Genomic DNA, 11,097 nt, shown 5'->3' on the forward strand with positions numbered 1-11,097 from the left:
TGAAACGCCCTGCATTTCGTAAAGTTATTTCTGAGACGGCACACTAGGCGGTGATTGGAATGGTTTCTGCCTACCTGAGAAGAACTATTTTCCTGCTCTCCTTCCTGCCTCCTCCTTCGTAGGAAAGTATGTAAACCCCCGGTGAGAGTTTCCTATCTTCATCGTTCCTCCCCCCCCAGAGGTACAGATGGGACCCGCTCTTTAGTTTTCCCTGCGCGATCGTCTTGACAAGCCTTCCTCTCACATCGAAGATTCTGAGCGATCCGATGACATCCCTGTCCAGACTCAGGCGGATCTGCGTCTCCGGCATCGAAGGATTCGGGTAACTGAAAAGCGAGAAAACAGGAGACCCCTCCTTTAGCACGTGCCTATTTACTGAAGCTGGGACAGCTATGGTGAACACGCTGTCGCTCACGTCTGCGCTGCTATTGAGCCACTTGTCGCAGGCAACAACCTTCACACGTGCGTTTTCGCTCACCGTATCCGGAATAAGCCAGACAAAACTGGAATCGTTTGGTGTAGATGCAGTGATCGTATCCGGGTAACTGGCTCCGCCATCCAGGGAATACAGGATCGCCACTGAATCAATCCCGCTCGAATCAGAAGCTTCCCATCTTATCTCCTGCGTGGTCCCGATTTCCCATCTTTCCTTTCCGTTTGGCGCAATGACCCTGACTGAAGGCGGCTGGTAATCCTGCGGCAGGAGAAGCCAGTCGAGCACCTTCTTCATCACAGTATTCTTGTTATTCGGAGCAGCCGAATCGGCAATGGCCTCGAAAGGAAATGCCATGAAGACTACCTTGTAGGGTGCAGTTCCAGCCGAAGGAAACCTGAGGGCGCCAGCGAAATTAGAACTGTTCATGAAAACAGGGGATGCGTTTACTCCTGGTACAATGTCATCCGGGTAGTCCGTGAATGGATAATGCATGTGCAGATTCATTCCATCAGAGATCGGATCTCCTGCCACACCTGCCTCGAGAGCGTTATTCCAGTAGTCGGGCATGCAATTCTCGACTCTGAGAATCTCATTCGCAAAGGTCTCGAATCTCTCACTCAGATACTCTTGAGAAGAGAAGAAAAGAGTCCCTCCTGAATTCAGGTAGCTTGTGAGATTCGATTCATCCGTTCCCGTGAGCGTGAATCCCGCTTCAGCCGAGGTAAACCATACGGTAGCTCTGTGTTTCATCAGCTCGGCCAAGGTAGGCGAGCCGCTGGTTTTCACGCTCCACAGGAGATAGTTCAGGCCGGTGCTCGCGATTGCGCTCTGATAGTACGTCTCATAGCTGCTGCCGGCATCATCGTCGACCAGGAGTATCGGCGTTTCTCCGATGTAGAGGTCGAATGTGGAGACAGTGTCGTATCCGGCTGCATGAATCTGCAGATTGAAACTCACTAGATGTCCTGTCGGCGTACCCGGATCGGACGAAAAAGCGTAATACACCAGCGATGAGCCCGTCTTGTCAATAGGAATATCGGGATAGCTGGAAGAGTTGGAAGTTATCTTGATGTAAGGGTCGGCGCTGGTTAACGTGGCGTTTATGCCAGTCGCGCTCAGACCGTAGTTCTTCAAAGTGATCCCCATGGAAATTGTTTCCCCGGGTTCGGCAATTCCATTCCCGTTTCCGAGAGGATCCAGAGTTGTGTGAGAGAAGTGCGCCAGGATTGGCGTGGAGAACCATCCTATGTGGCCGGGAGTAAACGTACACAGAGATGGACTGTTCGCTTTCATCATGCAGGGCACCGACTGGGTGTTGCAATACTCGCAATTCCCGTTTATGACACCATGACTGCATATCCCGCAGCTCGTGCAGCCTCCGTAGCCCGCTTCGTAGTATTCGTCACAGGCCCAGAAGATATGGCCGGATTCGTGAGTAAAAACAATGTCAAATGACCACCCGAACGATCTGTACAAGAGATTTGTGTAGGGACCGCCGAGATAAGCCCAGGCGGCGTAGCCGTTGGTGAACTGAGAAGGGGCAGGCGGCGGATTGTACTCGACAAACACGGAATACGCCCAATCCGTTCCGTAGTTTGCCCGCGCCCAGGTGTTATAGGCAGCGACTCTGGTAATATGAGAGCCGGTGTATCCGAATTTCCCCATAATCTCCGCGACCCAATTGTACGCATCTGTCGATGGATGGAGTACGGGCTCATACCAAGTCTGACATCGACTGTCAGTTCCAGGATAGTCGATTATCGTAAAGCTCAGACTTCTTCCGTATGAATTCGCCTGACTTACCCACCACGCCAGCCCTGATGCAGCTTTGTTGAGAATTTCAGTATGCGCCGGTGCTGACCAGGTGTACTTATTCTCATCTGTCGAATCGCCGTTGCTTTCCACGAAGAAAAAGGTCACCGTCACAGTTCCAACCATATTGTCACTGTTCCCTTCGACCTCCCGCGGAAGTCTCCACAATACATCGTCCGTGCCTCTGGAGTCTTGCGCGGAGAAGGCACGCTTCAGGTTCTCGATGTAATCAAAATAGCTGACTTCAGGGTGCGGATAGCTGTCGTCCCGCAGAACTCCAGGTTCCTGCGCCTTCCATTCTGCTGCCAGCTTCTTCTCAAGCTCGCCGGAGACAGCGGAATTGAAGAAATTGATGGCCTGGAGAGCGGATGCGTCTATGTCATCCAGCGAAGAGACGTCAATCGGCCCCCTGAACACACCGCGAACACCCGGAGTTCCGATCAGGGAACGTCCCCTCTCGTCCGAGAACCATCCCATGAGGACTCTTGGGGGGAAAATGAGGGCTACCCGCCCTCCTTCCAGCTCTATTCCATTCCTGAGGCTGGCCTGGAAACGAACATCATCAGTGGAAAGGAGGACAAGCGAAAGGCCTCTCGTCCAGTCAAAAGGTCCGATACCTTGACCGAATGCCGTCGAGACGCAAAGGAGCAGATTAATCAGAAAAGCGACAAAAACGAGTCGTGTTGTCGTTCGCATTCGCGGTATGTTATCACAAACGGTGCCCAAGCACAAGGTCTTCCCCTCACCTTAATCCTCTCCCTTCTGGGGAGAGGCTGGTGAGGGGCGTTCTTTCGCTGGACAAATGTTCCTGGCCACCCCAATATGCTCCATATGTCTAAACCGCTTCGGACTGGGACCCTGCTGAGAATTCTCGGGGTCGTACTGTCGGTTTTCCTGCTCTGGCTTGCGTTCAGGGGAATCGCCCCCGGGGAAATCCTCCGCTCGCTCCTCAGAGTTTCACCCTTCTATCTCACTCTTGCCCTCATGGGCAATCTTCTCCTTGTCGTTTTCAAGACTCTTAAGTGGCGGCTCATTCTCGGGCCGGTAAAGAGGGTAAGTCTCTTCAACCTTTTCAGCGCGTCCTTGATCGGGTTTGCATCGAGCAATCTTCTCCCCGCAAAAGTCGGTGAACTAACCAAGGTATACGCCGTATGCAAGAGCGAATCGCTTGGGGCTCTGCCGGTGCTTGGAACGGTCGCGCTTGACAGAGTGCTTGAGGGGGCTGCGATGGTCCTGGTCATGTTCTTCGTCTTCGCGAGCACGGACGTTCCTGGATGGCTGAAGAGCTCCGGGCTTTCGGTATCGGTCATATCTCTGATCCTTCTCCCTGTTTTGTACGTGATGGCCTCGACAAGGCTGGGCGAGAGATTCTCGTTCCTTGCAAGACTGAAGCAAGGGTTCATGATTCTCAGGAGCCCGGCCTCCTTCGTTTCAGCCTTCCTCCTTTCCATTCTCATCTGGTGCATTCATGCGTTGATCCTGCAGTTTTTCTTTCTTGCCTATGGGCTCACTCTCCCGGTCTGGGCGCCCATACTTTTCCTGGTCGTTGTCAACCTTGCTATCGCAGTTCCGTCGTTGCCAAGCGCAGTTGGGGCCCTCGAGTACGCCGGCATCACTTCACTGCTCTACATGGGTGTTGATCGCGACCTGGCAGCGAGTCTTGTCTTGCTCTATCACTTCGTGATGTCGTTTCCAGTTACAGTTCTGGGCATTGTTGCATTCCTTCACTCGGGGCTACGTTTGACAGATGTCACGAAAGACTACGTGCAGAAGGTTCGCGGCGAGGCATAAGGCTCCCTTCCCGACAGTTCTGGCGCTTGCCGTTATCGCCTCCGTGTTTCCGTCATCTTCGCTTTGTGATTCTCCTTTTGGAGTGAACACTCACCTCGCCAGGCAGCAGGGAGAGAAGTTCCATGATGCAGATTTTGTCACATACTTCGGGAAGATGAAGGATGCAGGCATTCTCTGGGACAGAGACCTTCTTGCCTCCTGGATTTCCCTCCAGCCCTGGAACTGGAGGATGGACCAGATCACCGAGAGCGATTTCAACCGGGCCGGGAATGACGACTACGACGGGTACGTGGCACGAGCCCTCGAGAACGGAGTCAACATCGTTGGGAATCTTGGCGTTGACACTCCAAGTTGGGCGTCGGGTTGCAGGGGCGGCCCGATCCCTGACATCTGCCCGCCCGCAGATTCCCTGCGCGAGGCGTTCGAAAACTATGTCCGGAGCGTCGTTTCAAGATACCGCGGAAAGGTCAAAGCCTGGGAGTATTGGAACGAAGCGGACGGCGGCTGGGCGGACTTCGAGCCGGATCAATATGCCAAGTGGCTCAAGATTCTGTATACGGTCGTGAAGTCTGAGGACCCGGGGGCACTCGTTCTTTTCAGCGGACTTGCGAGCCCCGGCGTTCTCCTCTCCAACCCTCCTCACGACAAGCCTGAAAACGCATACCTCTTTGAGCGAGTGCTTGCGAGTCCTGAACTGGCCGGCCACGACTATCCATATTTTGATGTGGCCAATTTCCATGCCTATCCGCTTTCAGCAAACTACGACCCTGAGTATGTCTCAAAGTCATTCAACTACATCAAGGCAAAAATGGAGGAAAGAGGCGTCACAAAACCAATCTGGTTGACAGAAATAGGTGAAACCACGACAGATGATACTCTGCAAGCAGCAAGGAATATGAAATACATAACGTTTGCCGTCGCTAAAGGTGTGGAAAAGGTTTTCCTCTTTCATTTTTACACGGAGCATTCACCTTGGGTAGAGACTCAGGACTTTGGCATTCTCGGATATGCCCCTTCCGGTTCCATTCCGGCAGAAAGAGCATCCTACAGCGCGTATAAGAATCTGATCAGCTTTCTCGCAGATAAGCCATTCGTAAGAGATCTTGTCCCGGATACAAGGGGAGCCCACGTTCATCTTTTTGGCAACAGCGGGAATTCAGTAGTTGCATTCTGGGCAGAGTCGCCGAAAACCATATCAATACCGGTTAAGGACGGACTCTTGTTTCGCACATATGACATGTTTGGGGCCTTTCTCGATTCAGTCAGATCATCAGGCGGAAAGGTCAATGTTCAGGCTGGCCCGCACCCGGGATTTTCCCTCGTGGATGACTTCCCGAGTACAGTCACTCTCAGCTTCGATTCAGCGGGTGATACTGCAGGATTCTCTCCGGTAGTTGGCGTGAGTTCCATGGCGCTCTCAAACGGAAGAATCGAGCTCACTCCCCAGGGCGATTCGCTCTCCCTTATCGTCCCATCATTTGGCATGAACAGCAGCCACTTTTCTCTCCTCGCGCTGACGATGACGATTCCCCGTGGTTCTGCAAGGAAAGCGCAGCTCTATTGGGATAACGGCAATGTGTATTCTGATTCATTGGGGACGAAAAGCAGGACGAACCAAACGGATTTGATTGAATTCCCTCTCATTGACGACGGCCTTGCCCACACGTACTTCATCAATCTGCGTAACAGTCAAACGTGGAACGGGCGAATCGAGACGTTTCTCATGAAGCTCCTCGACATCTCGTCGAATGCGCCAATATTCATAGATGAAATCAAGTTCTCACTGCCTTCTTCTGCCCAGATGTCCCCCGGCCGCCTTGCCGCAAGTCCGAATCCATTCACCCACTACGCGGTCATCTATACGGGCTCCTCACCGGGAGGAATCGGCAAGGTGGAAATCTTCGACATATTGGGCAGGAAGGTCAGGGAGATAGAGATCGGAGAGCACAACCCCGGTCTCATTCTATGGGATGGACGGGACAAAGAAGGAGAGAGTCTGCCCTCAGGGGTCTATGTCATGAAACTCGAATCGGGGGCCCGGACAAGCGTGGGAAAGGTAGTGCTGATAAGATAACGGGTTTTATCAGGGCGCTAGAGTTTCTGACTTAGATTCAGGAGCGTTACCCATGGCCGTGAAGCCACTTCTCTGGGAATCTTGAGCATCGCGAAGGTGTCTCCATCCACGTAGTGGTATCTGAGCTCGCTTCGTACCGTCACGTCCGCCTTCGCAGCCAGGGCAAATTCGAAAACAAGCGTCCTTGTTTCCTTTGGCTTCAGAGTGGTGTCCGACAATTCTCCCTTTATACTGAGGCCCTCCCTCTTGAGGACTCGTGCCAGCGTTTCGGTCTTCCTTGCGATCTCTTTTCCTTCGCTGTCCGATGCAGAGAAAATCACTTCCAGGAATGCATAAGGGCTGGTGGGAAAATTGTGTCCGGCACCGGAATTTGTGATGCTCACGAAGACGTGGACAGTCCCGTCAGGCCCCGGTCCTTCACAATTCATGCAAGCGCTAATGGCGGATTTCAGACTTTCTAGATCACGACCCGGCTGCCACGTGTGGGCGAAAGAGATTCGGCTTGGTCCTCCAAGCCCAACGATCCTCTCCTCTCTGGGCATATGGCAGCTCTGGCAGGTCTTTCCCTCTTGTGCATAGCCACTGCTCTTCCACTCTACGGGCGTATCAAGGAGAGGCCTGGCGAGACCTGAGCCGGCCGGCGCCGGAATGCTATGGCAAGGGAAACAGAATTCGGCGCTCTTTATAAGTGCGGACCCTTCCATTGGATGGGCCGCCCTCGAATCCGTGTAAGGACCGTGTATCTTCCCGTTTCTGATGTGACACGCTGAACAGTTCACTCCTTCCTTCTGCAGCTCCACATCATATTTTGTGAGACGTTCATCAACGCTTTTGGTTGAGTCCCCGCCTTCGGGTCCGGCAGAGACTGTTGCCTGCTGGTTCTCAAGAGGAGTGTGACAGTTCAGGCAGACGGGCGGGTTCCCCGTGAGCGCCAAGGCGCTCTGGAAAATTGTGTCGGTCCACGCGCTCGCGTGGCGCGAACCTGACCACTCACTGAATATGGCAGAGTGGCACCCCTTGCAGGACTTCGACAAGAGCGAGGGCACGCTTCTCGGCAGACTCCGCGATTGAGTCGGACCAAGAGGTGCCTTCCAATAGTCAGGAGCAGCGACCTCGTTATCTTGCGAGATCTGAACAGTATTGGAGAACGATGGAAGGAAAAGCACCATGCCGACAAAAACCAGAAAATAGTGACAGTCACCTTTTTTTATTTTGCGATTTTGCACAATTTTCTCCTTCTTTGAAAAATGTGCCTGTCCCCATTTTGCTCTCCGTCTTTGACTCTTGCTTCCGATCGTCATAACCTTACAGAGAAAACGCTTCTCACGTCAATACGGAGGCTCGCCGGTCGATGTTGCAGTGGCCATAGTAACAATGCGCACGGTGATTGTGGTTGGGGCAGGAGCAGCGGGCCTGATGGCTGCGGGTCAGGCCGTCGGTCAAGGGACACGTGTGCTCCTCATCGAGAGAATGCCGCAACCCGGACTGAAACTCTCCATAACCGGGAAAGGCCGCTGCAATCTCACGAACGTGGGCACGGTTGATGACTTCACAAACCACTTCGGGAGAAACGGCCGTTTCCTGCGCCCCGCATTCTCTTCGTTTCTCTCCGCCGGGCTCATTCGGTTTGTTGAAGCCCTGGGTGTGTCCACCGTTACCGAGCGTGGCGGCAGGGTTTTCCCCGTGACCCAGAACGCCAAAGACGTAACTGAGAAGTTGATAGATTGGGCTAGAGCGCATGGCGTCTCCCTCATGACGAATACGCGAGTGCAGAGAATCCTGGCCAGGGGTAACGCGGTGGCAGGCGTCGTGGCGAATGGCCAAACCCATTCAGCCAATGCGGTGATCATTGCCACTGGCGGCGCTTCCTATCCCGAAACAGGTTCCAGCGGCGACGGGTACATGCTGGCCCAGTCTCTCGGGCACACCGTCGTACCGATTCGGCCCGCTCTCGTCCCTCTGGAAACAGCCGGGCACATTGCGCAGCGGCTTCAGGGATTGAGCCTGCGCAACGTGACTGTACGTCTCCTGATAAACGGCAAGAAGCGCAAAGAAGAATTCGGCGAGATGCTCTTCACGCATTTCGGCATTTCCGGCCCAATCATCCTTACCTTGAGCCGGACGGTGGTGGATGCCCTGCGTGACAAACAGGAAGTCTTTATCTCCATCGATCTAAAGCCCGCACTCGATGAAAAGCATCTGGATGCCAGGCTGGTTCGGGATTGGAAGGAATTCGGGAAGAGGCAGTTCAAAACGCTCTTGGAGGAGCTGCTTCCCAAGAAATTGATTCCAGTGTTCGCAGACCTTTCGGGTGTTCCCCCGGACAAATGCGGTCATCAGATTACCGTCGCTGAACGCAAGAGAGTGCGAATGCTGCTCAAGGATTTTCAACTGAAGGTGACACGCCACCGTCATTTTGCCGAGGCCATCATTACTGCCGGCGGCGTGAGCACCAAAGAAATCAATCCACACACGATGGAATCACGCTTGGTCAGAGGACTATATTTTGCCGGCGAGGTAATCGATATTGATGCTGACACGGGCGGCTATAATCTGCAGGCAGCTTTCTCCACGGGCTGGGTAGCAGGTAAATCCGCGGGGCAAGAGAACAAGCAGACTTTTCGCTAGAAGATACTCGACAACCACTCGCCGAGATACTGCATTCTCCCGGTAAGCAGCGAAATACGCGCCATGACCGTGTAGCCGAAGGCAGCGCCAAATGTGACCATGAGGAACCAGATCCCTACGCGCGACACGGCACCGAAGGCACCCGAGTGCTCTTTTGAGAAGAAAAAGTAGCAAAGAGCGGATATGACGCCAATCAGAAGCACAATCCCGGAGATGCTTGCGCCAATTGAGATCCCTCCGTCACCCTTCGCGATGAAGGGTATCATTGCATTGTAAATCTGTCCGACAAAGTCGCTCTGAAGATATCGTGTGAAGTTGGTCCCGGCTGCAAATCCAATCACAAACGCCATTGCCCATCTCGAAAGCCAGCTAATCTTTTCGATTAGCCTTGTGAGCATCAGAATTCCAAAGACCGCAGGGATCAGATAGTGATACTGAGGTTTGGCATCCGCAGGCATGTTGACAATGCCCTGAAGTGCATTCGGCCAGATACGGGCGACGAGATTGGGCATGAGTGTTGACCAGATGCCAATGACCATCCAGTATGCAGCAGAGACGCCGACGAAAAGATGCTCGGCAAACTTGTAGAAAGGATTGTCCTTGTACAAGAAGCTGAAAATCATCAATGTCAGAAGCGATCCGATCCAGAGCTCAAATACGTGCGCCATGGCCTATGCTTTCTTGCCTTTCCGCTGCCTTCCCTTTTCGGCAAAGAAGGCGATATTCCCTATTATCACAAATGAGATTATCACGAGGTGCGCAACAGTCTGCGGGCCCATCAGTTTCACGGCTTGCTCTGAAGTAGCTATAAACTGCGGATATTTCGTCACAAGAGTCGCCTCATATTCCGCAGCGCCCTGCAGTCCACCCATCAGACCCAGAAGCTGCCGCGGATAATACGGATAAAGGAGCGGTGCCTCAACTGCCGTGACACCTCCGCAAACAGGTATGCGTCCCGGGTCCCCGGCAAACTGAACCCATTCCCTCATGCCAGGGTAACCGCTTCCAATACAGACTATCAGGGACATATCGGTGAGATTTGCGACGTCTCTCATCATCTCGAAGTCGTCAATGGGCGTCCCGTGGATGTCAGTCGTGTACATGCCTTTCAAGTCAAGAAGGATCGCGTTGATGAGTCCCTGGTTTCCGGCCTTGTAGCCCAGGTTTATCCAGTCCTTCCCATAAACTTTTTTTGGGAAGTCCACGTCAACAACCCTGCTTTTCACGAGATCAATCTGTGGAGGTCCGGTTGCCCAGACAGCCATCATGTAGAGCTTAAGATCTTTGTGAAGCACGTGCCGCGCAACCGCCTCAGCCATAGGCTGATTCTCAGGCACAGTGCTCGGGCCGTAGTCAAAACTGAGAATGACCTTTGAGCCTGGCGGGAGGCTCTCAACTTTGTCAAAAATCGCCTCAACGATAGGAGAGGCACGTACGGTGAAGACAAGGTGGAACACAAGCGGGAGGATGATGGCGAGCGCTATCAGCAGGAAGATTATCCGCCTGTCTATCGTATTCATGATCTTAATTATGTCGCGCTTCTTTTGGGTTTCTTCTGGTTTCTCGTCTGTCATTTCCGTATCCGTAGTCTGTTTTCCTCTCCGCTCTTCCTACTTGCTTTCCCCGCCCAAGTACGAGCGTTCGATCCCGAGAATCATCTTCAACGAGGTTGCAATTATCCCAAGAGAAATTCCAATCATAATCGCCCGCTGACCCGCCATATTCGGAAACGAAAGAATCCAGTTGCTGACATTGGGTATATGCAAGAACTGCAGCGGTGGCGGCAGCCACCCGGTGAGATAATGTCCGAGCGGCGTTCTGCCAACCAGAATGATGAAAGCCGCAATTAGTAGAAGCGTCGCCTCTCTTGTCTTTGCGCGAAATGCCCTGTACGAAGCAGATGCCACAAAGAACGCGAGGAGTGAGAACATAGTCGATTGAAGCGGAACAAATAATGAGTCGTACATGAACTTGAACCAGCTTCCCTCAGCAGTCACATCGCCGGTGAATCCCGGAGGACCGCCAAGCTTCAACGCTCCTACGACAAGCATTATGATGAATCCGGCGGCCGTCACAATGCTGTATTTCCAATCTTTCGCACGCCGGTAGATCTTGTCACCATGAACCTTGAGGAGGTTACCGCCCCCCAGTATGAATGCGAACACAGCAATGAGGTCAAAGTAGATTGAGAAGGTCTCATTCATGCTGTGGAACGGGTCATGAGGTACAAAGATGGCGATGATGAGCGCTATGCCAACTATGAATGATATTATAAGCGGTATCTGTACTTTCATATTCTAGCTAGTGTAGTGCGTCATTAATATCTTGACATATAGACGTGCCTGCTGTATGCTGA

8 protein-coding genes are annotated in these 11,097 nt (G+C 52.9%); 3 read left to right on the forward strand and 5 right to left on the reverse strand.

Annotation, left to right across the window (positions count from 1 at the left end; all coding sequences use genetic code 11):
- Window positions 1–70: 70 nt before the first annotated feature.
- Window positions 71–2,944, reverse strand: coding sequence for a T9SS type A sorting domain-containing protein (locus tag QME66_07045; GenBank protein MDI6808721.1), 2,874 nt, complete (start codon window positions 2,942–2,944; stop codon window positions 71–73).
- Between the two features lie 135 nt (window positions 2,945–3,079).
- Between QME66_07045 and QME66_07050 the strand changes: the two genes are divergently transcribed.
- Both QME66_07050 and QME66_07055 read left to right on the forward strand, forming a co-directional pair.
- Window positions 3,080–4,039, forward strand: coding sequence for a lysylphosphatidylglycerol synthase transmembrane domain-containing protein (locus QME66_07050; protein ID MDI6808722.1), 960 nt, complete (start codon window positions 3,080–3,082; stop codon window positions 4,037–4,039).
- Window positions 3,996–6,113 (forward strand): T9SS type A sorting domain-containing protein, encoded by a 2,118-nt coding sequence (locus QME66_07055; protein MDI6808723.1) that lies wholly within the window; start codon window positions 3,996–3,998, stop codon window positions 6,111–6,113. The genes QME66_07050 and QME66_07055 overlap by 44 nt, the downstream gene beginning before the upstream one ends.
- Window positions 6,114–6,130: 17 nt before the next feature.
- Here QME66_07055 and QME66_07060 read toward each other — a convergent pair whose 3' ends face one another.
- Entirely contained in the window at window positions 6,131–7,339 is a 1,209-nt protein-coding gene (locus tag QME66_07060) for a multiheme c-type cytochrome (protein MDI6808724.1), read from the reverse strand.
- Between the two features lie 139 nt (window positions 7,340–7,478).
- Here QME66_07060 and QME66_07065 point away from each other — a divergent pair, with 139 nt between their 5' ends.
- The gene (locus QME66_07065) at window positions 7,479–8,741 is read left to right on the forward strand and encodes an NAD(P)/FAD-dependent oxidoreductase (GenBank protein MDI6808725.1); all 1,263 of its coding nucleotides are present in this window, start codon (window positions 7,479–7,481) and stop codon (window positions 8,739–8,741) included.
- Here the strand turns inward: QME66_07065 and QME66_07070 are convergent.
- From QME66_07070 to QME66_07080, 3 genes are read right to left on the reverse strand one after another with little or no spacing between them, the layout of a single operon-like run.
- Window positions 8,738–9,409, reverse strand: coding sequence for a hypothetical protein (locus QME66_07070; protein MDI6808726.1), 672 nt, complete (start codon window positions 9,407–9,409; stop codon window positions 8,738–8,740). The two genes, QME66_07065 and QME66_07070, sit on opposite strands and share 4 nt — an antisense overlap.
- Window positions 9,410–9,412: 3 nt before the next feature.
- On the reverse strand, window positions 9,413–10,315 hold the full coding sequence (locus QME66_07075) for a hypothetical protein (protein MDI6808727.1): 903 nt from the start codon (window positions 10,313–10,315) through the stop codon (window positions 9,413–9,415).
- Between the two features lie 36 nt (window positions 10,316–10,351).
- Window positions 10,352–11,035, reverse strand: a complete 684-nt coding sequence (locus QME66_07080) for a hypothetical protein (protein MDI6808728.1) — start codon at window positions 11,033–11,035, stop codon at window positions 10,352–10,354.
- Window positions 11,036–11,097: the final 62 nt, after the last annotated feature.

The sequence above is a fragment of the Candidatus Eisenbacteria bacterium genome, assembly GCA_030017955.1.
In the GTDB taxonomy this organism is placed as follows: domain Bacteria; phylum Eisenbacteria; class RBG-16-71-46; order JASEGR01; family JASEGR01; genus JASEGR01.